This is a genomic window from bacterium (assembly GCA_021372515.1).
In the GTDB taxonomy this organism is placed as follows: Bacteria; Gemmatimonadota; Glassbacteria; order GWA2-58-10; family GWA2-58-10; genus JAJFUG01.
In genome coordinates this window covers 1-24,208 of sequence record JAJFUG010000204.1, presented here as the reverse complement: position 1 = coordinate 24,208, position 24,208 = coordinate 1, and the positions used below count along the sequence as shown (strand labels likewise).

The 24,208-nt window shown below is 55.4% G+C and carries 20 protein-coding genes and 1 tRNA gene; 7 read left to right on the top strand and 14 right to left on the bottom strand.

Going from position 1 to position 24,208, the window contains the following annotated elements:
• Positions 1–93: 93 nt before the first annotated feature.
• From LLH00_18445 to LLH00_18435, 3 genes are all read right to left on the bottom strand, one after another.
• Positions 94–489, bottom strand: coding sequence for a VOC family protein (locus tag LLH00_18445; GenBank protein MCE5273262.1), 396 nt, complete (start codon positions 487–489; stop codon positions 94–96).
• A 97-nt stretch (positions 490–586) separates the two neighbouring features.
• The gene (locus LLH00_18440; GenBank protein ID MCE5273261.1) at positions 587–1,498 is read right to left on the bottom strand and encodes a sugar phosphate isomerase/epimerase; all 912 of its coding nucleotides are present in this window, start codon (positions 1,496–1,498) and stop codon (positions 587–589) included.
• Between the two features lie 51 nt (positions 1,499–1,549).
• Complete coding sequence (locus LLH00_18435) at positions 1,550–2,749, bottom strand: MFS transporter (protein ID MCE5273260.1); 1,200 nt, start codon at positions 2,747–2,749, stop codon at positions 1,550–1,552.
• A gap of 492 nt (positions 2,750–3,241) precedes the next feature.
• Between LLH00_18435 and LLH00_18430 the strand changes: the two genes are divergently transcribed.
• From LLH00_18430 to LLH00_18405, 6 genes are all read left to right on the top strand, one after another.
• Positions 3,242–3,736, top strand: a complete 495-nt coding sequence (locus LLH00_18430) for a DoxX family membrane protein (protein MCE5273259.1) — start codon at positions 3,242–3,244, stop codon at positions 3,734–3,736.
• A gap of 73 nt (positions 3,737–3,809) precedes the next feature.
• Entirely contained in the window at positions 3,810–5,483 is a 1,674-nt protein-coding gene (locus LLH00_18425) for a Gfo/Idh/MocA family oxidoreductase (GenBank protein ID MCE5273258.1), read from the top strand.
• Positions 5,484–5,622: 139 nt separating this feature from the next.
• Positions 5,623–6,276, top strand: coding sequence for a phosphoribosylglycinamide formyltransferase (gene purN / locus LLH00_18420; protein ID MCE5273257.1), 654 nt, complete (start codon positions 5,623–5,625; stop codon positions 6,274–6,276).
• 34 nt (positions 6,277–6,310) lie between these two features.
• A complete protein-coding gene (locus LLH00_18415) occupies positions 6,311–6,928 on the top strand; it encodes an IMP cyclohydrolase (GenBank protein MCE5273256.1) in 618 nt (205 codons plus the stop codon).
• A 111-nt stretch (positions 6,929–7,039) separates the two neighbouring features.
• Positions 7,040–7,258 (top strand): hypothetical protein, encoded by a 219-nt coding sequence (locus LLH00_18410; GenBank protein ID MCE5273255.1) that lies wholly within the window; start codon positions 7,040–7,042, stop codon positions 7,256–7,258.
• A gap of 8 nt (positions 7,259–7,266) precedes the next feature.
• Positions 7,267–7,344, top strand: a tRNA-Val gene (locus LLH00_18405).
• A gap of 1,074 nt (positions 7,345–8,418) precedes the next feature.
• Here LLH00_18405 and LLH00_18400 read toward each other — a convergent pair.
• The 4 genes from LLH00_18400 to LLH00_18385 all read right to left on the bottom strand — a co-directional run bounded on the left by LLH00_18400 (position 8,419) and on the right by LLH00_18385 (position 15,552).
• Positions 8,419–9,507, bottom strand: coding sequence for a helix-turn-helix domain-containing protein (locus LLH00_18400; protein ID MCE5273254.1), 1,089 nt, complete (start codon positions 9,505–9,507; stop codon positions 8,419–8,421).
• Positions 9,504–9,854: a killer suppression protein gene (locus LLH00_18395; GenBank protein ID MCE5273253.1), complete on the bottom strand. Its 351-nt coding sequence runs from the start codon at positions 9,852–9,854 to the stop codon at positions 9,504–9,506. The genes LLH00_18400 and LLH00_18395 overlap by 4 nt, the downstream gene beginning before the upstream one ends.
• A gap of 87 nt (positions 9,855–9,941) precedes the next feature.
• A complete protein-coding gene (locus tag LLH00_18390) occupies positions 9,942–12,551 on the bottom strand; it encodes a site-specific DNA-methyltransferase (GenBank protein ID MCE5273252.1) in 2,610 nt (869 codons plus the stop codon).
• Positions 12,544–15,552, bottom strand: coding sequence for a DEAD/DEAH box helicase family protein (locus LLH00_18385; GenBank protein MCE5273251.1), 3,009 nt, complete (start codon positions 15,550–15,552; stop codon positions 12,544–12,546). Before LLH00_18385 ends, LLH00_18390 begins: the two co-directional genes overlap by 8 nt.
• An 888-nt stretch (positions 15,553–16,440) precedes the next feature.
• On the opposite strand from LLH00_18385, the gene LLH00_18380 reads away from it, so the two are divergent.
• Positions 16,441–16,911, top strand: a complete 471-nt coding sequence (locus LLH00_18380) for a hypothetical protein (protein MCE5273250.1) — start codon at positions 16,441–16,443, stop codon at positions 16,909–16,911.
• Positions 16,912–17,084: 173 nt separating this feature from the next.
• On the opposite strand, the gene LLH00_18375 is transcribed toward LLH00_18380, so the two are convergent.
• From LLH00_18375 to LLH00_18345, 7 genes are all read right to left on the bottom strand, one after another.
• Entirely contained in the window at positions 17,085–17,702 is a 618-nt protein-coding gene (locus tag LLH00_18375; protein ID MCE5273249.1) for a hypothetical protein, read from the bottom strand.
• A 229-nt stretch (positions 17,703–17,931) separates the two neighbouring features.
• Positions 17,932–18,126 (bottom strand): helix-turn-helix domain-containing protein, encoded by a 195-nt coding sequence (locus LLH00_18370; GenBank protein MCE5273248.1) that lies wholly within the window; start codon positions 18,124–18,126, stop codon positions 17,932–17,934.
• Positions 18,127–18,250: 124 nt separating this feature from the next.
• On the bottom strand, positions 18,251–18,955 hold the full coding sequence (locus LLH00_18365) for a hypothetical protein (protein ID MCE5273247.1): 705 nt from the start codon (positions 18,953–18,955) through the stop codon (positions 18,251–18,253).
• Position 18,956: 1 nt separating this feature from the next.
• A complete protein-coding gene (locus tag LLH00_18360) occupies positions 18,957–20,114 on the bottom strand; it encodes a site-specific integrase (GenBank protein MCE5273246.1) in 1,158 nt (385 codons plus the stop codon).
• 1,199 nt (positions 20,115–21,313) lie between these two features.
• Positions 21,314–21,550 carry a hypothetical protein gene (locus LLH00_18355; GenBank protein ID MCE5273245.1) on the bottom strand — a complete coding sequence of 79 codons (237 nt, stop codon included), beginning with the start codon at positions 21,548–21,550 and terminating at the stop codon, positions 21,314–21,316.
• 138 nt (positions 21,551–21,688) lie between these two features.
• Positions 21,689–24,076 (bottom strand): ABC transporter permease, encoded by a 2,388-nt coding sequence (locus LLH00_18350; protein MCE5273244.1) that lies wholly within the window; start codon positions 24,074–24,076, stop codon positions 21,689–21,691.
• Positions 24,069–24,208: ABC transporter ATP-binding protein (locus LLH00_18345; GenBank protein MCE5273243.1), on the bottom strand; the 140-nt coding region annotated here is incomplete at its 5' end. The genes LLH00_18345 and LLH00_18350, both read right to left, overlap by 8 nt.

Genomic DNA, 24,208 nt, shown 5'->3' with positions numbered 1-24,208 from the left:
CGTTGCGCCCCGTGGCATAAGGGAGACAGCACGCGACAAGCCGTCTGGGGAAGCTTGTCCCCTGGCGGGGGACAGGGCCGGAGGCCGGAGCCCTCAGCGGTAGAACTCCTTGTACTCTGCGCTCGGTTCGATATCCATATAGAGGCACAGCTCGATCCCGTTCGGGTCGCGCAGGCTGAAACTGCGGTCGCCCCAGGGATGGTCCTCGGGTGCGCTCAGGCCGCTCAGTCCCAGCCCGGTCAGCCGACGGTATTCGGCGTCCACGTCCTGCACCTGGAAGTTCAGGGTCAGGCCGGACGGGTTCAACACCGGAGTCTGCTCACCGCGGGGAGACATGAACGCCACGCTCGCGGCCGGGCTGCCGAACAGAAGATGGATGTACCAGCCGCAGTCGAAAGCGACCCGCGCCCCCAGGCAGCGGACATAGAAATCCCGGCATTCGTCGATCCTGTCACTGGTGATGGCCGGGCAAAGGCTCTCGGCGAGCATGATAGCGTTTTGTCCTTGCGGTGGATGGTCGTGGCCTCGGTGGGCCGCGCGGACGATCCGGTCATTCCGCGCGGCCCGGTCCGGGATAGAACAGGTCTCAGATCTGGCTCATCAGCACGCGCTTGCAGGCCTTGACTCCCTCGTTCTCGTCCTTGGGGACATCGCCCTCGAACTCGATGCCGATGAAACCGTGGTAGCCGCCTTTCAGGACAACCTGGGTCATGCGCCGCAGGTCGAACTCGGGGTGGCTGTCATCCGGCCCGAAGTTGTGGCACTTGGCGCTCATGGCCTTGGCGTAGGGCAGCATTTTCTCCACGGCCGCGTACTTGTCCACGCCCTCCGGGAAATTGCCCCAGTCGGGCAGCAGGCCCATCAGCGGGTGGTCGACGGCCTTGACCAGCGGGATGAGGTTGTCCGGGTCGGAGGAGTAGCCGCCGTGGTTTTCGATCGTGATCTCGATCCCGGATTCCTGGGCGTAGTCGCAAAGGGCGCGGAAACTCTCGCTGGCGTTCTTGACCAGCTCGGCAGCCGGGAGCTTGCTGTTCCAGCCGCCGGCGTTGCAGCGGATGGCGTGGCAGCCCAGGTAATGGGCGATGTCCACCCACTTGCGGTGGTTGATCGCGGCCTGCATGCGCTCGGACTTGTCGGGGCTCGACATGTCGCCCTCGCCGTCGCACATGATCAGCACCAGGGTGACGTTGTGGTCGGAGGCCTGCTTTTTCAGGTCGTTGAGGTAATCGATGCGGGGCAGCTCGAAGAAGCTGTTGACGAACTCGACGCCGTCGATGTCGAAGCGCTCGCGGGCGATCCGGGGCAGGTCGATGTTCTTCCAGTCCTTGCCGAACGTGCGGTGCAGCGACCAGGCGGCCAGTGAAATCTTGAACTTGGGCTCCGCGCCGGCGGCCGCCGCCTCCAGGGCCGTGGGACTCAAAGCGCCGGAAGTGGCCAGGGCCGCTCCGCCCAGGGCCAGCGATGTGCCGATGAAATTCCTGCGTGTGATCGATTCCATTTTCCGTGCCTCCCACCTCAGGGTTATTATGAAAAACGCTTCCTACAGCTTTCAGACGGTCTTGTCCAAAGTCGCCGCCGCCACCGCCCGTCGTCGCCGCAACTGCCTGCCCACAGCGATCTGCAGGCCGGCCAGGAGCAGGCAGAGCACCAGGGCCACGCGCATCCCGGTCCCGAAGGAGAAATTGCGCGCCACCCGTCCCACTGCCGGGGTCAGGATGGTCTGGCCCAGAGTGCCAGCGGCGATCACTACCGAAAAGATAGTGCCGGTGTAGCGCTTGAACACGCTGCCGGTGGTCCCCAGGCTGCTGGGAAAGATCGGCGCGAAACACATCCCGGTCAGCCAGAGCGAGGCGCAGGCCACGGCCAGGTTGGGGGCGTGGCTGAACCCGGCCAGGCCCAGGCAGGCCCCCAGGCAGGCCCAGATCACCAGGGTCTGGCTGGGGACCCGCCGCAGAACGGTCCCGGCCACGCTGCGCCCAAGGGCCAGGGAACCCCAGTAGCCGGATAGGATCAACTGGTCGTGCGGCGCGCCCACTCCCCAGAGCGCCCGGACCGTGGGACGGCTCCAGGCGCCCAGGCATGACTCCAGCCCCACGTAGAGGAAAAAGCAAAGGGCCAGTTGAATCACCAGAGGGTCGGACAGGGCCTTACCGCTTTCGGCCAGACGGAAACGCGCTCCCTCGCGCGGCAGAGGAAAAGTTGTGAACCCGAACAAAACCGCCGGTATCATACAGCACAATGTGATCAGCAGGATCAGGGCCGGAAAGCCCAGTTTTGCGACCAGCGCGCCTACGGCGAACGGCAGGCTCACCGCCCCGACCCCGAAGGACATGTTGACCAGGTTGAGCGGCGGGCCGGGGTTTTCCGGGAACAGGTCATCGTTGACCAGGGTGTTGATCCCGCCGGTCAGCATGCCGGCGCCGGCGCCCAGCACGAACATCGCCCCGCCGGCCTGGGCCAGGTTGTGCGCGGCCAGCAGCAACGGCATGGCCCCGCCGGTCAGCAGACAGCCCGCGGTCACCAGAGCTCGCTTGCCGAACCTGTCGATCAACGGTCCGCTGGCGAACAGCACGCTGATCGCCGCGATGCCCAGGGGGAGGAAAAAACCACTTCCCACCCCGGTCACGTCCGTGCCCAGACGGGCGGCGAAAAAATCGAGCGAGGAGCCGATCAGCGAGATCGACAGCCCGTTGCAGAAAAAGCCGAGGCAGGCAGCTACAGTCAGCCGGCCGCGCGTTACATTTCCCATTCTAACCCGTTGTAATAACAAGGTCAATACGCAGCGTGAGCTTCCACCGGCTGAAAGCGCCTGGCGCCTGGACAAGTCCCGGTCTGGACGGCTGTCGCCTCCCGGCTGCCGCATCCCGGGATTCCGGCACAAGATATCTTTCCCGCAAATGACTGTCAAGCCGGGTGAAGTCAGGAACGAAGATCCGTTGCCGGCGGCGGACTGTCCGGCGAAGTATAAGTCGTTTGGGATAGATGTATTACATGACCGCGGCGGGCGTGGAGCAGTGCCCTCCCGGGGGGGGAAATCCGGCCCGGGCGATTGGTATTGTTAAAAATCTAATGCGCTGGCAGGTATCTGCTTAGACAGAAAATTTTCTTGCGTGGTGAAAGGAAGGCTCATAGATTGCAAAATATTCGGTTTCAAACCGGTTCCTCAGTTAATATGACTTTTCCCGCTAATCCAGGCACTTCTGTAAAAAGACATTTCACAATTCAACAAGGGGAACTTCGAGTGTCCAACGTGGCAGAAGTGAATTCCAGAGGTTCGGGACTGACCGGGTTGCAGGGTGGCCTGCTTCTTTTCCTGCGCCTGGCGGTCGGCTGGCATTTTCTGTATGAGGGGTATGTGAAAATCGCCTCCTCAGGCTGGACCGCGGCGGGATACCTGACCATAGTGCCGGGTCCGTTTTCCGGGTTGTTCGGCGCACTGGTCAAGAACCCGGCCATGATCGGGTTCGTGGACGCATCGATGAAATACGGTCTGACCGCAGTCGGTCTTCTGCTGGTGCTCGGCCTGTTCACCCGCCTGGCCTCGGTCGGGGCGGCCATTTTCCTGGCGCTGTTCTATCTGTCCAACCCGCCCTGGCTGGGCGTGCATTTCATGGCCGGCGAGGGCAGCTACCTGATCGTGAACAAGAACCTGGTCGAACTGGCCGCGGCCCTGGTGCTGGCGGCATTCCCCTCCGGGCTGGTCCTGGGGTTCGACATGCTGTTCTGCCGGGAATGACATCCGCCTGAACCGAACCTCCGGGGTGCAACGCATGGTTTTGCGCCCCTGAAACTAAAAGGAGACTGATCTGATGGCAGACAAGAAGAATGAAAACGGCGGCGGGATCGGCCGCCGACAGTTCCTCAAGGCCGCGGCTGGAGTGCCGGTGGTCGGGGCTTTCGCCTACAGCGTAAGCCAGAAGAAGGAAGAGGACAAAACCTCGCGCGAGCTGATCCTCAAAGCCTCGGAATCCACCACCGAGGTCCGCCCGATGGTCGACCGCAAGAAAAAGCAGGTGACTGTACCGGCCAGTGCGGCGGGCAAGACCCTCAACATCGGCTTTATCGGCATCGGCGGGCGCGGCTACTCGATCATGCGCTCGGCCGGGTTCATCGCCGAGGAGCTGGACAAGAACGGCATCCCCATGGGCACCAAGGACCAGCCCTCGCTGAATATCCGCTGCACCGCGGTCTGTGATCTGTTCACCCCGCACGTGGATCGCGCTGTAGAGGCCTCCGGCGGCAAGGCCAAGTCCTACCGCACTTACCAGGAGCTGCTGGCCCAGTCGGACGTGGACGCCGTGGTGATCGCCACCCCGGATTTCTACCATGCCCCGATCGCCAAGGCCGCGGCCGAGGCCGGCAAGCACGTGTACGTGGAAAAGTGCATGACCCGCTACATCGAGCAGGCTTTCGAGCTGCGCGACGCGGTCAAGAAAGCCGGGATCATTTTCCAGCTCGGCCACCAGAACCGCAACAGCAACCACTACGATTCGGCCATGGAAGTGGTGGATAAGGGCCTGCTGGGCAAGATCAGCCTGATCCAGTGCTACACCAACCGCAACAGCTTGCAGGGCGCCTGGTACTACGACATCCCCAAGGAAAACGGTCCGATGAGCGCAGCCAGCGGGCCGCGCAACCTGGACTGGGACCAGTATGTCGCCATCACCAACAACGTGCCCTACGATCCCAACCGCTTTTTCCGCTGGCGCTGCTACTGGGACTACGGCACCGGCCTGTCCGGCGACCTTCTGACCCATGAGCTGGACGTGATCAACATGGTGATGCGCATGGGCATCCCCACCACCTGCGTGGCCACCGGCGGCGTGTACTACTTCAAGGAATACGCCTCGATGATGACCGCCCAGGGAGAGCCGATCAGCGCCGACCAGCCGCTGCCCGAGGGCGCCCAGGTGCGCACCGAGGTGCCGGTCTGCCGCCGTGAGGTGCCGGATGTGATGCAGGTGGCCTACGAGTGGCCGGACCGCGACCTGACAGTGGTCTACAACGCCACGCTGGCCAGCGAGTGGGACCGCGGCCAGATTTACATGGGCGATGAGGCCACCATGGACCTGACCAACGGGGTCAACGTGTTCGCCGACCCGCGCAGCAAGCGCTACGCCGCGCAGATCAAGCAGGGCTTGGTCCGCCTGGGCGAGCCGATGATCACTTTCCGCGACATCGCCGGCAAGGGCATCGAGGCGGTCACCTCCGCCACCAGCCAGTGGACCCTGAACAAGGGCCTGCTCTGGACCTTCCAGGACGGCCGCCGTCTGGATGTCACCTACCTGCACGTCAAGAACTGGGTCGACCACATCCGGGCCAACGACACCGACACGATGTGCAACATCGACGACGGGTTCCAGGAGGCGATCACCGCCCATATGGCCACAGAGAGCCTGCTCAAGGGCTGCCGCACCCGCTGGGATGCGGAAAACCAGAAAGTGCTCTACGATTTCAAGCCGGACGAGAAGATCACGGTCTGAGGTCCTGGCCGGAGCAGATAAGTCCGGCGTAAAGTTTTGCCGGTCAAGAGGCTAAGAAAGTCGCGGCGAGGACGGTTGACCCTCGCCGCGACTCGTTTATTCCGGTTTCGGTTTTCTCACCTCAGCCGGCGGGTGGAGAATGAAAAGAATGCGAGTGGCTGTGATGGCCAGCGGTGGGGGAAGCAACCTGCAGCAGCTTCTCGACCGTTTCCCGTTGCGCGAGGGTTCCACCGCCAGCGCCGAGGTCTGCTTGGTCGTGGCCGACCGTCCGGGGATCGGAGCCCTGGAGCGCGCCGCCCGGGCCGCGGTGCCGACCGCGGTGGCGCCGCCCAGGGAGTTCACCTCACCCGAGAGTTTCGGTCAGAGGCTTCTCGAGCTGTTCCGCGAGCACGCCGTGGAATTGATCGTGCTGGCCGGGTACCTCAAGATGGTGCCGGCCAACGTGGTGGCCGCCTATAGCAACCGCATGCTGAACATCCACCCGGCCCTGCTGCCCGCCTTCGGCGGGCGGGGCATGTTCGGGCGCCACGTGCACCAGGCGGTGCTGGAGGCCGGGGTGAAACTGAGCGGCTGCACCGTGCATTTCGTGAACGAGCAGTACGACCGCGGGCCGATCATCGCCCAGCGCGCGGTGCCGGTCTACCATACCGACACGGTGGAGACCCTGGCGGCGCGGGTCCTGGTCCAGGAGCACCGGGTGCTGCCCGAGGCGGTGGACCTGGTGGCGCGTGGGCGTGCGCGGGTGAGCGGCGCTGTGGTCGAGGTGGACGGCGAGGACAATCCACAGGCTTGAACAACCGGAGACCTTCCAGACGGCGAGGGGCGGGATGGAACAGATTAAAATCAGGCGGGCGCTGATCAGCGTCTACGACAAGAGCGGCGTGGTCGAGCTGGCGCAGGTGCTGCGCGGTTTCGGCGCGGAGATACTCTCCACCGGCGGCACGGCCCGTGCCCTGACCGAGGCGGGTGTGGAGATTCGCAGCGTGGACATGTTCACCGGGCACCCGGAGATGCTGGACGGCCGGGTGAAGACCCTGCACCCCAAGGTGCACGCGGCGATCCTGGCCCGGCGCGAGCTGGAATCGCACATGACCCAGTGCCGCGAGATGGGGATCGAGCTGATCGACATGGTGGTGGTGAACCTCTATCCGTTCGAACAGACCGTGGCCCGTGCGGGTATATCCCTGGAGGATGCGGTGGAGCAGATCGACATCGGGGGGCCCACCATGCTGCGCTCCTCGGCCAAGAATTTCCGTTCCGTGGCCGTGCTGACCAATCCGGACCAGTACGCCGAGGTGATCGCCCAGCTCAAGGCCAATGACGGCGCGCTGGATCTGGCGTTGCGTTTCAAGCTGGCCCGCGCGGTGTTCCGCCGCACCAGCGCCTACGACAGCCATATCGTGCAGTACCTGGACGGGATCGACCCCTCAGGGGCGCTGGCCTGAGTCGGCTCGTTGCACGCCTTTCTTGACTGCAACAGGAAATGCATTAAATTTGCAGGGTTAGTGTTACTGACCCTTTTGGATCACAGTCGTCATCAACGCGAGAAACGCCCTATGGCCAAAGACAGCACCGCGCGTAAACCCGCACGCAGCGTGGCCCGGACTGAGGAGCTTTCCAAATCGTTCGGCCAGAAGAACCTGATCCTGTTCCTTGTCGCCCTGATCGTGATCGTGATTGGGCATGTGAGCCTGGGGATGGGTTCGATCACCCTGGCGCCGATCTGCCTGGTGCTGGGTTACTGCGTGCTGGTGCCCCTGGCGATCATTCTCTGACAGAACCAGGGTGCTTAGCTCAGCTGGTCGAGAGCGCCTGCCTTACAAGCAGGAGGTCACTGGTTCGAACCCAGTAGCGCCCACCATATTATTAAATAAGGACTTAGCGGTTATCCGCAAGTCCTTATTTTTGTGTCGTAAAAACAAATTTCCCACCGTATTTCCCACCCGCGGAGGTATAATCAGCCTTCCGGGGTTCTATAGAATCCTTCCCGTCCATCAATTGAAAATTCAGAAATTTTAATTCGCACGTGGAATAAAACGACTTCCCGCACGGTCTACGGTTGAAAGCTCCAGAGATTTGACCCCGCCCCAACGCTCCAGGTGCGAAACTTATCTCAATTATTCGTATGAACCTGATTCTGCTGCCCGTGAGGTCTCTTTCAAGGATCGCTCTGTTCTCTGGTTGTTGACTGGATCATGGGCGTGGTTCTCTCCCGACCATAAGATGTGGCCGGTAAAAACCAGGCCCGGCCGAGCAGGGACGGGGAACCTGTCCACAACAGCGGGGCCAGACATGGCGCGGCATACTCTTAATGGTGTCCACACGTTGAACCAGCTCAAGGCTGCCCGGTTGAACGGCGCGGGCCTGACTGACGGGTTGCAGAGCAGCGACAACAGGCCCGAAAAGCGGGGTTTTTGACCAGCGGTCAAGTGGCGGGGCGTTGGGAATAGCGGGATTCTGGGGGCGCAAATGGCGTTTGACCCCCCTCCTTCATTTTGCACAGGTAAGAATTTTGCTACGCACACGGTCTACGATTGCAAGCCCCAGAGATTTGACCCCGCCCCCCTTGTGCGCTGTCTATTCCAACTTGGCGGGTCAAGTTCCTTATACCTCAAACACCTTCAACACTTCATCGCCGTAGTGATTGATGACCTTGACGGCGATCTTGCCGGTCTCGGGTTTGGCGAACGGACGGCTGACCGTGCTGTAGAGGCTGTTCCAGGCCGCCTCGTCGATTTCGGCCCGCAGCGCCCGCTTGAGCTTGTCGTAAGGCTCCTCGGCCCCGGTGAAATAGGCGTGGCGCGCACGAAGAAACTATCACCGTTGTACTCGGTGTTGCTTAACGCTTCTCGCCCACTCGTTGAACGGATGGTGGAAGTATAAATGGGTTGGCAGGAGGTGCGACTTGTCCTCATACTAAGCGCATTACTTACCATTACCTCGACGGTTGAACATTCCAGCGAAAAGATCGGATCAGTTTTCTAAGATACTTCCAGTTATTTGTAAGATGTTGATACCGGCCAACCACAATACCAGGCGCAATGTTCAATTCATCCGCTACTTCGATAAAACTTGCTTCTGATCGGAGGCTACGGATTGTATCATCGTATCTGCCCGGAATAAGAAATTCTGCTGCAAAACGATCCGCTTCTTGCTCCTCCGGCGCTTCCGAGTTGTCTGCAATGTAGAGGTTTTTCTTATTGTCGTTCAAGACATGCCCGGCTTCATGGAAAAATGAGAACCAAAACTTATCTTCTCCTTTGCCTCGTAAGGTGAGTAGAATCATTGCCTTATTTGCAGAAAGCCATTTGGTCGCGCCATTGAACGGTGCTTTTTTCATCTCAGGAACAGGCACGACCGCAACACCCGATTCAGCACAAAGCCTTTTCATTTCCGGTATAAACACTTCCGGGGACTCTCGTGTTAGAGAGCGGATTGCTTTCAAAGCCTCTTTGAAGGACGCTTTATCAAATGGGTCACATTCGATTGCATGTGCTTTGAGTTCCCCAATACGTAACCAAGCCGAAGTCGGTCCGGGCTGAGATTCGAAACAAGCGGAACGGCGGGCTGCAATGGCAGGTTTTTCCCAAACATCTTTCCATGCCTCCACGCTCACGACACCGTAGAACTTTAGTGTCTCTCGCAGCAACCCTACATCATCCGTCTGTGGCTCAATAAATCCCCTCTCGATCAATTCACTTGTCGGGATTGAATTCAGCCACTCGATGCCCTCTGTTTCCAGCCGTTTTCTTTCTTCGAGTTTGGTCAATTGCTCACGGTATTGGGCTTCCAAATTGTTCCAGAAACGCGCCGGGACACCTGTCACCAGCTCCAGGCTGTTTGCGGTCTCGTGAGTGATCGGCTGATCGCCTTTGAAAATCCGGTTGATCGACTGCACAGTCAGGCCGGTGCGGGTCGCAAGGTCTTTTTGAGTCATGCCCAGCGATTCAATCACTTCCCGAAGGGTCTCACCGGGCGCGACAGCGTAGTCCGGCTCAAACGGATACCTTTTCTCTTCGGTCATTTTGCACCTTTTTTGTGAGGGTCGTATATTTCCAACACCTCAATAGACGTTATTCCGGTCAAGTCTATTCCGCCGTCTTTTTTCCGTGGGACTGGATTTTCCCCAGGGACAAAAATGAGACGATACGGGTGGACGAGATCAACAGAAAACTGTCCGGCCCTGTGTCCTTGATAAGGATGAATGCGTGCTGGTGGAAGGGGGGAAATCTCTGCCAGATTTGTTGCCGCTTTTAATTCCATAAGCCGTTGCTGGAGTTTCTTCACCATCTCTACTCCATAGGCTTTTTGCATTTCTCGACTGTCAGAACAAATCCTCTGCATTTTCTTTGACTTGAAGTATATATCCAATGCCACCTCTTGTCAATACGATTAACATTAAATGTTAATCAAATCAGATAGAATGCAGAATTTTTCTCCGAACGCATACGGTCACTGTCACACCTCAAAAACCTTCAACACCTCATCCCCGTAATGGTTTATGACCTTGACGGCGATCTTGCCCGACTCCGGCTTGGCGAACGGGCGGCTTACAGTGCTGTAAAGGCTGTTCCAGGCCGCCTCGTCAATCTCGGCTCGCAGGGCGCGCTTGAGCTTGTCGTAAGGCTCCTCGGCACCGGTGAAATAGGCATGGCGGACAAAGAAACTCTCGCCGTTGTACTCGGTGTCGATGAACCAGCAGGCAATGTCATCCGTGGAGGAACTGCGAACCTGTCCGGTGGTCGGGTCGTAAACATCCACGCCCTTGATCTCCACCACAAGCTGGCCGTCTTTCTGCCGGGTGATCTCCACGTCCGGCTCGCCGAAGACCATGAACAGGTTGCCCGCGCCTGTCTTCTTGAGCAGTTCATCGCCCATAGCCAGGTCGGGGTTCATCTTGGCCGGGAGCACAGTCAAAGAGCCGTAGCGTTTGGCTTCCTCGGAGACATGCGGGTCAAAGGCAAAGCCGCAGACAATCAGAAGGTCGAAGCCGACACCCTGGACCGCCTCCTTTGCCGCTTCCTTGACCTGTTGCGGGCCGACAGTGCCGTGTTCCGGGCCGATGGAGACAGCCACACGACGGGTCTTGCCGTCTGCATCGGTATAATCGCCAGTGGCGTGAATCCATTTTCCGGCAAAGGGATCGAGACGGTCAAAGGTGAGCCGCTCATCCTTGCGGGTGTTCTGCACTCCGGCTTTCTTGAGGTTGTCCAGGATCATACTGACGAAATCCTGCTGCTTGTGGGCTTCCTGCTCAGTCACAGTGCCGTCCTGGTTCTCGTCCGCAGTGGAGAGCACACGGTGCGGGGAGAGGCTTTCCACGGAGAACGGCCCGCAAACCCGGACGCGCTTGTTGTCCGGGTAAGGTTTATCGTAGAGTTCTACTGTATTTGTATTGCGAAGAACGGCAGCATCGATCTGTTCTCTCGTCAGTCCTTCTCGAATTTCAGGATTATTGGTGATGGATTCAAGCGCAGCACTCAGTACACGTTCATAGATAAAACCTCTTCGGATATCGTTGCTGGTCTTGTATTCGGGAGGTGTTTTACCGGTTAGTTCTTTTTCTTTCTCTATGCCTTCGGGCGAGTCGGCAAGCAGGTAGTAAGTATACTTGGCAGCCATAAGGCGGGTGCGGGCCAGGGCCAGGGCCACCCGGCTGGTGTCGCAGGTAATCCAGCGGCGGCCCCACTGCTCGGCGACATAGGCCGTGGTGCCGCTGCCGCAAGTAGGGTCCAATACCAGATCGCCTGGATCAGTTGTCATCAGAATACAGCGCTCGATTACTTTTGGAGAGGTTTCAACGACGTATTTCTGGTCACGGGCCCCAATAGTATCTCCCCAATCAGTTGTAAGTTTCGAATATTCAGCACCTTCTAAATATAAAACCAAGCGAAGATAATTGCCTTCAGGTTCAATCTGGTTAGCCCAGATTAGTTTATTCATACCCTCTGGAGATGTTGGCCAGCATTGTCCTTCTGCTGGCCACCATTCTTTACCTCTGAACGGGACAGGAAAAACTGCATTTGAATTGAAGGATGCTGGCCAGAGAGATACAAGGCGAAATCTTTTTGCATTTTGAGGCACTTCTTGGCCTTTTTCTATTTGAGCTTTCGTCAGTTTAATACGACTGCCGTCTGACAACTCAAAGTTATTCCAATGGAAATCTTCCTCGTAATTTTGTCTAATTAAAAGCTGACGATATTTTGACCTTGCTACATCTTTATTTTTTGAATACCAAACAATAAAATCTCCCATACGTTCTAAAAATAATCCGCCAAGAGGCATTGTCTTCTTGCGAAATCGTATTATTGCGATGAAATTTTCAGAACCTAAAACCTCATCCAACACGCATCGCACCAGATGTACATTTTCGTCACCGATTTGAACAAAGATACTTCCAGTTTCTGTAAGGAGCTCACGGGCCACAACAAGACGATCACGGAGATAAGCAAGAAAAGAGTTGATGCCAAGCTTCCAGGTGTCACGGAAGGCTCTCACCTGTTCGGGCTGTCGGGTAGCATCTTCAGCTTTATCTCCAACATCCCGCTTGCGTGTGCTGACCTGCCAGTTGGAGCCAAACTTGATGCCGTAGGGCGGGTCAAGGTAGATGGTCTGCACCTTGCCCTTGAGACCTTCCTTCTCGGCCAGGGAGGTCATAACCAGCAGGGAGTCGCCGAGTATCAGGCGGTTGGTCCAGTTCTGCTCGTGCTGGTAGAACTCCACCTTCTGCTCAAAGTCCGCCGGGCCGCCGTTGAAATCGGAAAACAAGTCGATCTGACTCCCTCCCGGCTGCTCAATGCGCGGCAGAGCGTTGATGAGCGCTTGGGGTTTGATCTTCTCCTGAATGTAGATCGGCACCACCGGCACGGCCAGGTCTTCGCGGTCCTGCTCATCCTTGCCTTTCCAGACAAGCTGCGGGTCAAGGGAGGGATCGCGCGGGTAGAGCATGGTTTGAGGCCGCTTTTCCTCTTCGGCCACGAAATCGCGCAGCTCCTCGGTCGGGATGTTGACGCGCCGGTCCTTATGGCTTATGGCTTCGATTGGGGTTGAGCTTCTTTTCTTAGCCATTGACGGTTCCCTCTGTCTGTTCCACTGAATGCTTTTTGATAAATCCCCGGATAGTATTCTGTGCGTCCCACGGATCGGACACCTCGATAAAAGCCCAGCGCCCGAACCCGCCGTGGTTGTTGACCGCCGGTATCCAGAGCGAGCGCGCCGTATCGACCTTCGCCACCTTATCCTTGCGTTTTTCGCCGGTCACTTCCGCAATCAGATTGAGCAGGTCATCCGGGCCGTGTCCGTCATCGATGCAGGCGATGAAATCAGGGATATAGTTCTTTTCCTCGCCGTTCAGCGTGTACGGGACAAAGAAGCCGAGGTTATGATTTTTTACGTAGCGGATGACCTCGGTCATATCTTCGAGAGCTTCGGCCATTTTCTGTTCCCATGACTCGGTATCAGCCACCACATGGGAGATATGGCATTTATCCTCACGGGTCGGGTAGACCGGCCGTCCGGTGTCGAAATCCACATACCGTGTTGTGCCGATCTGATCGAAAGGCTGCATGATCGGCTTGAGCGTGGCCGTGCCGTCAGTGGAAGCGACAATCGCCTTGTAAATGCGGTCTGCGGCATCATGGGCGAATTGTATGAGAAGGAGCAGTTGAGGGAAGGTATTGTCCTTGAGCGTGACGCACTCGGCCAGCCAGCTCTTGGTTATGCCGAGTAGCTGCGGGAAGAGCCAGGGCTTGTCATTGCCGTTGTCGTCACGGAAGTATTTTTCAAGAGTCAGTTTCGCCAGGGAAAAAGCCACTTCGTTTATCCGGCAGCGCCTTAAATCATCCAGGGTGTGTATGGCGGTTTCTCCCACGATTGGTGCATTCTCGGTCTTCGTAGGTATATCCTGGGTCGATAGAGCCATACGTGATTCTTCAGTAAAGACAGCCGACAACCTCTCGCCGGACACATCATAGCGATAACCGGCCAGCCGGGGGAAAGTGATCTCGCAGGCAATCCGGCTTTCAAGGGCGCGCACGCGGGTTGTGAGAGGTCCGGGCTTAGGGTCGTTGTTCGAGCCGCTGCACGGAATGAAAGAGAACGGCACGCCATAGACTTCGGCGTACTCAGTTTTGAACCGGCCTTGCTCATTGACGGCGTAGCTCATGCGGCGCAAGGCACGGCCCACCACCTGTTCGCAGAGCAGTTGAGTGCCGAACGCGCGCACGCCGAGGATATGGGTCACGGTGTTGGCGTCCCAGCCCTCGGTGAGCATGGAAACGCTGACCACGCACTTTATATGCTCGCCCAGCTTTCCGGCCTTGCCGACCGTGTTCATCACCTCGCGCAAGAGGTCTTCATCAGTCAGGCTCTCGGCGTCACGACCAGGGAAGCGGATACGGTATTCAGCCTTGAATTCGTCGATCTCGCGGGCGGCGATTTTCTTGAAGTCGGCGCTCATCACCTCACCGGATTCAAGCTGCTGGCTGTCCACCAGGATGGTGTTCGGACGCTGCAACCAGCCGCCACGCTCGTCGTCATTCCGAAAGATCGCCAGTTTCCCGGCCTGCACGATGGTTTTGCCGCTGATCTCTTTTTCCCACCCGGAGATAAAATCAAAGACCATCTTTGAAACATTGGTGTTGTTACAGACCACGATAAAGACGGGCGGAGTGATACCGCGTGCGCGGGCATCCGAGTTCTTTTCCCACTGTTCGTAATGCTTCTCGTAATTGCTGTAGAGACTGTGTAACGCTCCCTCAAGCTCACTTGGGAGTTTTGGCTCGCCGCTGATCTTATCAGTCTTACGGCCTTTTCTGGGTAGGTCTTCACGGATACGCAGCCACAGGTCGCGGTAGGTGGGCTGATCGCCGGTCATGGAATTATCGGCCACCGGCACTCGTGGCACCTTTACAATACCGGCCTCGATAGCATCGATCAGGGAGAAGTCCGATACGACCCACGGGAAGAGCGTGCCCTCAGGATAGCCTGAGCCACGCAAAAAGAAGGGCGTGGCGGAGAGATCGTAGATAACCTTGACACCTATTTTGGCTTTTACGGCTTCGACGCCTGAAATCCAGACGCGGGCTTCTTCCTCGCGGGCTTTGGCCTCCGCTTTTTCATCACCCTTCAGTTGTTCATCCTCTGCATCCGGCCTGCGTCGGTAGCAATGGTGGGCTTCGTCGTTCAGGACGATGATGTTTTTCTTGTTACTCAACTCCCGGCAGACCCGGCGCACCATCTGGTCGGGCGTCTCGGTGAACGGGCTTTGCTCTCCGCCGGACAGTATCGATTTAGTGATTTTCCCGGCGGCCATTTTTTCACGGAGTTGGAAAGAATGAAAATTGGTGATGATTATCTTGGCCTGTCCGAGCTGATCCATGTATTGAACCGGTACTATGTCTCTCAGCCGGTAGTAGTTATCAGGGTCATTAGGTAGCAGCACGCGCAACCGATCCCGTATCGTGATGCCGGGTGTCACGATCAGAAAAGCATCCGAGAAACGGGCATCCTGTGGGTTGGCGCGCTTGTTGAGCATGTGCCAGGCGATGAGCATAGCCATGACAACGGTTTTGCCGGAGCCGGTGGCCATCTTGAAGGCCATGCGCGGCAGGCCGGGATTCGAGGAGTCATTGGCTTTGCGGAGTGCGTTCTCAATCCAGGCATCGCCGTACTTTCCAGCGACTTCCGTTATGTAAATCGCAGTCTGAAGGGCTTCATTCTGGCAGAAGAAAAGCTTTTTCTCGCGGTTCGGATCAATCCAGTAGTCTATCAGGCGTCTTGTGGTGGGCGTGACACCGATATAGCCACCCTTACGCCATATTGTCACCCGGCGGCGGATGTCGTTGACGAGTTTGTTTTCCTCGATGCGGTCTTCTGTCCATTCAGTCCCGACAAAAGCTTTTTGCTCACTGAGTTTTTTCTTGGACTTGGCGATAGGGACGAAATACGAGCTGGTCCGCCGTTCTTCAACGATCTCATCCGTAATCCCTTCATCGTTGAAGCGGAAATGGCGGTTCGGTTCCTCGAAGGGAGAGTTGAGGATTGGGTTTTCGATTACAACTTGGGGCATGGGAGCCTCTATCGGTTGGAGCTTGAAATCATCTGTTTTAGAGCCGGGCTTGTGCCGGTGACAACTGTTCCACATTGAGTTCTGGCATAGGCGCATTTAATCCGCGGCTTGCCACAAGGAGAGTCAATTTCCAGAAATTGCTTATTCCTAATACCGAGGAGGAATTCTGCATTTTATAGTGCAATTTGAATGGGTTTTATCAATAATTTCTGTCTTTATCTCTATTTTGTCTGTGCGCAAATCAGCTATTAACGCTGAATGCCTACGGGGGACAAATCCTAATTGGCCTTGCCCCCCAATAGTGCCCTTTCTGTATATGCGAATATTATCAGGTTCGTTTTCGGGTGCCCAGAAGTTAACGTAATCTCCAATTTCCACTCGTTGAACTTCGTTTTTGTTCGGACTATCAACTTTAAAAGAAAACTCATATGGCGAAGAGCCAGAGGCAGGCAAGCCTAAAAACCATGATAGGAATCCCATTGTGCACCCACGGGTTATAAGGTTAAACCGTATATGGACAGTGGGTATTTCATCTGTTGAAATAATATCACAGTATTCAGTATGTATCAAGAGATTTAAGTTGACGGCCAGGTTTACAGAGAGTATAAATACAGGAGTAAGAGAAATCAACAACCAGTCCCCATGATAATAAATTGCGTGTGTTAGTCGTAGAGTGTTGAACAATTTTCCGGAAAGGTATCAGGAAGTAAAAAAAACTTCCTGCGGCGCGTTTTGAGCAACGAACAACTTATCACTCTTATCATGTATCGCAGTAAGAAGGGATCGTCTGTCCTGGTCAATCCAACGAAGTGACGTGCCGTCACCAAGAGCCAGAGGAAGCGGCTTTATATTTCTACCGCCCAGTGTTCCTGAAAAGGAGGCTGTAAGGTGAATAAGATAATACTTGTGATGATGCTGGGCTTTATGTTCACAACAGATTTAGCTTGGGCAAAAAAACGCCCGCCGGATTGGAACACAGCTACTATGGGAAGCTTAAAGTACCGGGTAGAAAAAATCAATCATTGGACGGGGATATATGAGGGGAAGCTGTGGCTTCGGTTGATGGTTGAGAATAGCGGTGACAGCCTTGTGGTTATCAATCCTTTGCGGTTCAGCGGTATCGACTCGGAGGGAAATCAATCGAGCGTACCCTGGGCGGACACGAATGACAAGCCCAAGCAGTCAGAGGCAGCCTTTGAAATGTCGGAGAGCAATGTAATAAGAACCGGTGTTCTTTATAAATCCATTATGCCGGGTGCAAGGATTCATCTCGGTTTGTATTTCGACCGCGAAGTGGGATTTAAAAAGCCCTTCCAGTTGTATTATGATAGCTCCTTCATCATGGATGTGTCCAAGTAATCGCTCTCCGTTTTTTAACTGAAGGAAGCTTCAGCGGCTCAACTGAAGGAAGCTTCAGTGACAAAATCCTTTTTCACTTTTAGCCACTGAAGAAACATTCAGTGGCCTTCTTGTCCAATTATGGTGTAACGGCCTTGTATGGAGGATATTAACCGGTTTTAATGCTTTCGGCCTCAGCCACTGAAGGAGGCTTCAGCCCTTTTAGATTCTACCATCTCAGCAGTATTTACTTTGCTACTTTTGCCGTTGCCTATTCTGTCGTTTTGTAGTGTCTGCTGCTTTGTCTTTTGGCTTTGCTGTTGACGTTTTCTTGTGTCTGTCCGCTTCTGGTTAAACCGCCTCAGCCCCTCGCTGCCCGCACTGCTTCGGACAGGGCGCTCAGGTGCAGCCTGGAAGTCAGGCTTGCCGTATCGCCTCCAGCGCTCAGACAGGCCGTACAACGTTTCGACCTTGTACAATCCGGCACCCTCACGGGTCCGGTCAATCAAGCCCTTGTCCACGAGCATCTGGATTGCATCGGCAATCGCGCGGCTGCTCCGGTGCAGCTTTTTTTCTGCCTGGGTGTAGGTCATTTTCAGGGCATTGGAATTTTCTATCCTTTTGCAGTCTCGGCCGTTGGGGTTATTCTTCTTGTCATGCTTTCGGGCAAGGACAGCATCAGACAATATGAGGAGATAAACATTCATTGCGGTGCTTGGCAGACTGAGCCAAGCTTCTGATTGCCAAAGTTCATTCCGTAGCATCACAAACCAGCCCCGGCGTTTATTGGGCTTTGCCTCCGGTTGTTCCATTGCCCCTACTCCTCTCGTACGCTCGATCCCCCTTATCCACGTTACCAGTCAGGGAAAGACACTATTTCATTCTTATAGTGAGTTTCGAAACCCGGTGTGCATTTTGTACACCTCCGAACAGTAACACCTCATCCGCCGCCAGCAGTGACACGAGCTTGAAAACACCTGGAGCACGCTGTCAAACTGTCAAGGATCGCCGTTTCGGAGACAACTGGTCCTTTTGCTGGTCTCAGCGCCCTTCCGGTTCAATGCGCCGCGCCTCCACGAATTCCTGTACATCACTCAGCTTGTAGCGCACGCTCCGCCCGATCCGGCAATACGGAATGCCCCGGCAGAGATTACGGTCATTGCGCAAGGTCTGGACGGCCCGCCGGATCATGCGGGAAACTTCCTGTTCGGTAAGAAGCTGCGGTATGTTCGACATAGTAAATCCCCTCGTGAATAGTGGTTAAAAGACGGTCACGAGCAAACTTTAATGCTAATTGAATTGTGAAGTAATGCACGCGGCAGGTCTTTTTTTAAGAAAATTGTACACTATTTCAGCGGGGTCATTGTTGGTCGGATAAGCGGGAAAGCTCTTCTTTAACTTCGGATTCTCTCCTATATGGTGTATTTTCAACATCATAGTTTTTGAGTACCCACTCGATTAGCCGCCGAGGATTTTGTGAGGGGCGATTGCATACTCCCAGCGCTAAGGATACAATTTTATAAAACGGTCCGTCCTGGTATTGAGTAGGTTTTTTTTCAAGTACCAGCATGAAGAGTTTCGCAATATTGAAAACCAGTTGCTCATGCGCTGGAGGTTGGGTAGGATTCAATCGTTTGGTCAAATTTTCTTGGAGCCGGTACAGACCACTTAAAGAAAGGGGTCCATTTATGCTATTAGCGAAGTCGATATAGCTCTGTAAATCAGGCCATTCCTGACTAATACTTGGTTCAGCACCTTTTTTTATTGCATCTTCATCCATTCTAAGTTCATCGGCATATTCAATCGCAAGACGCGCTTCATGGTACTGGATTGCCTGATTTAATGCTCGGAGCATTAAATCGCCGTAATGGTCATACCGCTTTCTATCGTTCATTTGATACCAGCTTGTCCAGATTCCAGCAAATCCCACCTCTAAATCCAGCATTTGAAAGAAATATTCCAACCTCTCTTTTGGAATATTTTTCCAACCCCTCCACTTTTCTCTTTTTTGTGCAACATTTGCCTCAATTTCACACAAAATGGCTTCTCGCAGGGAATGTTCCATATCACGCCCCTTTCTTCTCCGCGTGCTTTTTATCGAGAGATTTCACCGCCTGCTCTACCAACTCTCCGGCCAGATTAGCGGCATTCCGTAGAGCTTCATCACGAAGGTGAGCATATCGTTGCGTCATTTGCGGTGACTTATGAGTCAGCAGCTTTTGCAGAGTGTACATATCCACTTTACCAGAGGAAGCCATCATGGAAGCATAAACATGCCTCAGACCGTGTAGTGCCCGGAAACTATCCGGCAGTCCTGCGGCTTTCTTGATCCGGTTCGCTTCCTTCTTTATATCGACCCGCATGTTCCCACCGCGTCCTGGGAAGACATATTCGGATTCACCCCTACCGGTCTTGTGAAGTTCAAGGAGTTCACGCGCCGCTGAATTCAGAGGAATGGTTTGATCCTGGCCGCCTTTCGGATCGTGCAGCGTGATATTGTCCCGCTGGAAATTCACATCTCCCCACTTTAACCGGAAAAGTTCTCCGCGCCTCATGCCGGTAAAGAGAGCTATCTTCATCAGTCGGGCAACAGTTACGTTTTTGTCGGAGTCCAATAGTTCGACAAGCTTCTTTAATTGCTCCGGTGTTAGGTCTTCAGTCTTGATATTGTTTACCTTTGGTATTTCCACTTCAATGGAGAGGGGGCCGCATAGCTGTTTCCTGTGGCCGAAGTTCACCAGCCGCTTGACCAACTTGAGAATGTAGGCAATCGTCTGATTCGAATAATTCTTTTGAAGTTTGATCCGTAGCCGGTCCAGGTCCAGGGGCACCAGTTCTTCCGGTGTTTTTTCACCCAGCATAGGAGCAATATGTTTCAGGAACATCAATTCATCACTGCGAAGAGATTTGCTTTCAGGCTTGCCCGCCTTGTACGCCTCCCATAGCCGGGAGATTGTAGGACGCGCTTTCTCTGCCTCTTTCTCAGCCCGCTTGACCGCTTCAGTCTCTTTGCGGGAGAGGCGCTTTCCCTCGATCCGTTCGCCCCTAAGCCGAGCCGCTTTAGCAGCCGTCATATCATCAACGAATTGTCGGCCAACTTTCTCCTCTACGACTATGCTTTTTTGTTTGAAACGAATGTAAAAAACCTTTTCTTTTCCGCTGCCTCCGGTCCGTTCAACCAGACGGTAATAAACACCGGGATAATTGGTCTTGATCCGTTTCATTGATTCCCCCTTAAGGCGATAGTAAAACAAATATAATTCCCACCATATTTCCCACCTTTGGGCTAATATAAATGGTTTGCTGAGGTAAAACAAGGGAAGGTAAATCTCTGTAAGGATTCAGTTAGAGTAAGAGGCTGGTATTGTGGGGATACTTAACCTTCCGGTCTTACAAGCAGGAGGTCACTGGTTCGAACCCAGTAGCGCCCACCATATTTTTCAGGCAGTTACGGCGGTTGCCGGCAAGAAAGGCAGGCGGTCATCCCGGTAATCTTGCCAATTCTTGCCAGAACCGGCTGTGTATCGTATCGGGTCCCTGCCGTCATGCGGCAGGGACTTTTTATTGTGACACCACCACCCTGAGCTGTGGCATTACCTCGAGCTTTTTCCCGATCGATCTGTGATCCAGGGTAATGTACCGCTGCGTCGTGGTGATCTATCTGTGACCCGGACAGTGGAAGACAGTCTCCATCCCGGCGCCGTTCTCAATCGCCCAGCTGGAGAAGATCCTCCGCAGGTCGTGGAAGCAGAGCTTCCGGCCGTCTATCGTTGTAAGACCCACCCTCAGGACCGCCCGGTCAAAAGTCTTCCGGATGGTGTGTAGCGGGAGCCAGTATTCGGGTTTATGAATACATAATCCTTGGACCTCGACTCCATAGCTCTTTTGACCACACCCACCGCTGAAACAGTCAGATGATTCGTGGCTTGATCCGGAACCTCTTTTGGACCGGGACGATACTTTTGTCCTCTCCAGAAACCCACTTAATCCCCGATGCTGATCAGCCTGACAGTTCTTCTTTTGCCAATGCCCGGAGCCTCGTAATGATCGATCAGGTTTTCCCGGCACCAGCAGTTGACTATATGTTGACTGGAAAGCAGGACGGATGCCCTCTGGCGAGTGGTGGGAAGATACAGCTCGTTCATGCAAAATGCCATAGGCGGCTTGACTGCTGTCGAGGGTTATCTTTTATCAGGGTGCGGGGCCGACCGATGCCGGTAAACCGTATTCAATCAGAGGCTTTGTGACGAACGATCCGGGTTCCCGGGTCTTCGTACCCCGGCGGCAGGAATTGTTCACCTGAATCGTCCTGAGAGCGGCCAGGCCGGAACGTAAAACGGGCCGACTGCACTCTCCCTATAGTCAGCCCCTCACACTCAGTGGATGATCACGATCTGGGGTCTCAGGCCACCTGCCATCATAGTCACCAGAAAGATCTTTCCCCAGTTTCACTGTCCTCGAACAGCTCCACCTTCTCTCCGGGCCTCAGACGCTCGAAGCTCACTGATACCAGGTTGAGGCAGGTGTACGGGTCCACTCCCCAGCCGTTCTTCATCAGGAGGCCCAGTGAGGAGGTCTCGCTGAATCCCTCCGGAGGAGTGTAGTTCATCCGGAGCACGTTAAGGCCGGTCACCTCTTCCACCTGAAGAACAAGACGCATCTCTCCCGGAGTGCCGATCCAGCCCACCAGGTAGTACTCCAGGCTGGGGTGCTTCCTCTTGGCCCAGGGGGTAGTCCGAATGATCCGCTGGTTACCTTCGGTGGGATGGTTGTAATATATAGTAGATCATAGACATTGCTATTCGTAGCGCAGCGCCTTGACCGGGTCGGCGGTGGCGGCCTTGAACGCCTGGAAACTGACCGTGGCCGCGGCCACGGCCAGGGCAATGGCCCCGGCCAGGACAAAAGTCCAGCCGTCGAGGCTGATCCTGTAGGCGAACCTTTCCAGCCAGCGCGCGGTCATGTACCAGGCCACCGGCCAGGCGATCAGGACAGACAGCCCCAACAGGAGCAGGAATTCGCGCGACAGCAGCAGGATAATGTCACCCACCGAAGCCCCCATCACCTTACGCACCCCGATCTCCTTGGTCCGGCTCTCGGCCGCGAACGAGATCAGCCCCAAAAGGCCGAGGCAGGCGATGAAAACGGCCAGGGCCGAGAAGACCCCGGTCATCCGTCCGATCATCATCTCCGATTCGTACTTGCTGGCAAAATCATCATCCAGGAACGAATAGCTGAACGGCTCCATCGGGCAGTTGCGCGCCCAGAGGTCTTTCAGCCATTCCAGCGTGGCCGGTGTGTTTTCCGGCCTGATTTTTACCGAGACGCATCGCAGGAAATGGTATCCCTGCACGTTCATCGGGTCATAGACAAGCACCAGAGGCTCGATCGCGTGATGCAGTGATTGGAAATTGAAATCCCGCACCACGCCGATGACGGTCCCGGCGGCATCCAGGTAGAACGGCTGGCCCACGGCGGACTGGACTGTCCAGCCGATTTTTTTCACCAGCGATTCGTTCAGGATGAATGAAATACTCGAATCTCCGGCGGCATTCTGGCGGAAATTGCGGCCGGCGAGTAGTTCCAGCCTGTAAAACGGGATGAAATCGAAGTCTACAGCCATATTGGGGACGCTCCATTGCTCTGTGGGAGGTTTCCCCTGGTAATCCAATGCATTCTCGCGAAGCGGATCGCCCAGGCTGGCATTTGCAACCGTGACGCCGGTTACGGACGGGTTCAGCGACAGCTCGTGGCGCAGGGATTCCAATTTTGTCTGCATCTCCCCGTACAGCGGCAGGATCAGCACCTGGTTTTTTTCAAAACCCAGGTTCCGGCTGCGCATGTAATCGATCTGCCTGACCACGAAGAAAGTGTAGGTTATCAGGAGGATTGAGATCGCATACTGCAGTACGATGAACGAACGCCTGAGCCAGAGGCCCCGGCACCCATCTTTCAGGACACCCTTGAGGATTGCCGCCGGCTTGAAAGAAGACAGAAAAAAGGCCGGGTAAATTCCGGCAAAAACACCGGTAAACAGAGCCACTCCAGCCAGTTCCAATAAAAATAACCCGTTGTGCGGATAATCGAAGTCGAAAATATACCCGATATATTCGTTCAGGAAAGGCAGGGACAGCTCGATCAGAGCCAAAGCCAGCACAACGGAGCAGAACGACAGGAACACCGATTCGCCGAGGAACTGCCGGATGAGCTGTGCCCGGCTCGATCCCAGAACCTTGCGCAGGCCCACCTCCCGTGTGCGCCGGGCTGAGCGCGCGGTGGCCAGGTTCATGAAATTGAGGCAGGCGATGACCAGGATCAGCACGGCCACGGCGGAAAAGATTTGCACATAGCTCTTGTCCATCGGATTCCAGTTCATCTGGTAGTTGATCCGGGCCGAGTGCAAGTGGATCTCCCGCAGGGGCTGCAAATAAAAGATGAAATTGTCCGCGAATTCCGGCGAGTACTTCTTCATGAACCCGGGAAGCTTGGCTTCCAGTGCCCGTGGGTCTGTGCCTTTTTTAAGCAGAAGGTAGGTGTTCAAGGCGCAATTGCTGTAATTGTCCAGCCATTCTGCCTTTACCGTACTGAACGACATTAGTGCGTCGAACTGGAAATGCGAGTTGCGTGGGAACTTTTTCACCACGGCCGTGACCTTGCATTCCTGCCCATCGACTGTCTTCAGGTGTTCTCCAACCGGATTGCGGTTTCCGAAAATATGTTGCGCTGTCTCATCAGTCAGCACCAGGCTATTCGGTTCCGAAAGCGAGGATTTCAGATCGCCAGCCAGCGCCTCGAAAGTAAAGATGTCGAAAATCGTGGAATCGACAGTAGAATAACTCTTGATATAAATCGGCTTGCCCTGTTTTTCTATAGTCAGTCTGCCGGTTCCCATAATCCGGCAATAGGCTTCCACTTCCGGGTAGTCGTTCAGCAGGCTCGGCCCCATCGGTGGAGGAGTCAGGCCGACATGCTGCGGGCTTCTGCCACCGAAATTCAGGATGTTGATGACTTTATAAATACGGTCCGCGTTTTTGTGGAAGCCGTCGAAGGAGAGATTAAACTGTACCCAGAGCACAATTACCATGAAAGCGGCTATGCCCACGGCCAGGCCTGCAATGTTTATGGCCGAGTATAACTTGTGCCGCAGAATGTTCCGCAGCGCCACCTTAAGATAGTTGCTAAACACCCAGCACCTCCCGCACGTTCTCGGTCACCACGCGGCCGTCTAACAGGTGCACCGTGCGGTGGCAGTACTCGGCATAGTGCACCGAGTGGGTGACCATCACGATTGTCGTGCCAGCCTTGTTCAGCTCCAGCA

Bases quoted from the DNA above. Each gene is read 5' to 3' on its own strand.
- LLH00_18445 (MCE5273262.1), bottom strand. From the start codon at position 489: ATGCTCGCCGAGAGCCTTTGCCCGGCCATCACCAGTGACAGGATCGAC.
- LLH00_18440 (MCE5273261.1), bottom strand. From the start codon at position 1,498: ATGGAATCGATCACACGCAGGAATTTCATCGGCACATCGCTGGCCCTG.
- LLH00_18435 (MCE5273260.1), bottom strand. From the start codon at position 2,749: ATGGGAAATGTAACGCGCGGCCGGCTGACTGTAGCTGCCTGCCTCGGC.
- LLH00_18425 (MCE5273258.1), top strand. From the start codon at position 3,810: ATGGCAGACAAGAAGAATGAAAACGGCGGCGGGATCGGCCGCCGACAG.
- purN (MCE5273257.1), top strand. From the start codon at position 5,623: ATGAAAAGAATGCGAGTGGCTGTGATGGCCAGCGGTGGGGGAAGCAAC.
- LLH00_18415 (MCE5273256.1), top strand. From the start codon at position 6,311: ATGGAACAGATTAAAATCAGGCGGGCGCTGATCAGCGTCTACGACAAG.
- LLH00_18410 (MCE5273255.1), top strand. From the start codon at position 7,040: ATGGCCAAAGACAGCACCGCGCGTAAACCCGCACGCAGCGTGGCCCGG.
- LLH00_18400 (MCE5273254.1), bottom strand. From the start codon at position 9,507: ATGACCGAAGAGAAAAGGTATCCGTTTGAGCCGGACTACGCTGTCGCG.
- LLH00_18390 (MCE5273252.1), bottom strand. From the start codon at position 12,551: ATGGCTAAGAAAAGAAGCTCAACCCCAATCGAAGCCATAAGCCATAAG.
- LLH00_18385 (MCE5273251.1), bottom strand. From the start codon at position 15,552: ATGCCCCAAGTTGTAATCGAAAACCCAATCCTCAACTCTCCCTTCGAG.
- LLH00_18375 (MCE5273249.1), bottom strand. From the start codon at position 17,702: ATGGAACAACCGGAGGCAAAGCCCAATAAACGCCGGGGCTGGTTTGTG.
- LLH00_18370 (MCE5273248.1), bottom strand. From the start codon at position 18,126: ATGTCGAACATACCGCAGCTTCTTACCGAACAGGAAGTTTCCCGCATG.
- LLH00_18365 (MCE5273247.1), bottom strand. From the start codon at position 18,955: ATGGAACATTCCCTGCGAGAAGCCATTTTGTGTGAAATTGAGGCAAAT.
- LLH00_18360 (MCE5273246.1), bottom strand. From the start codon at position 20,114: ATGAAACGGATCAAGACCAATTATCCCGGTGTTTATTACCGTCTGGTT.
- LLH00_18355 (MCE5273245.1), bottom strand. From the start codon at position 21,550: ATGCGTCTTGTTCTTCAGGTGGAAGAGGTGACCGGCCTTAACGTGCTC.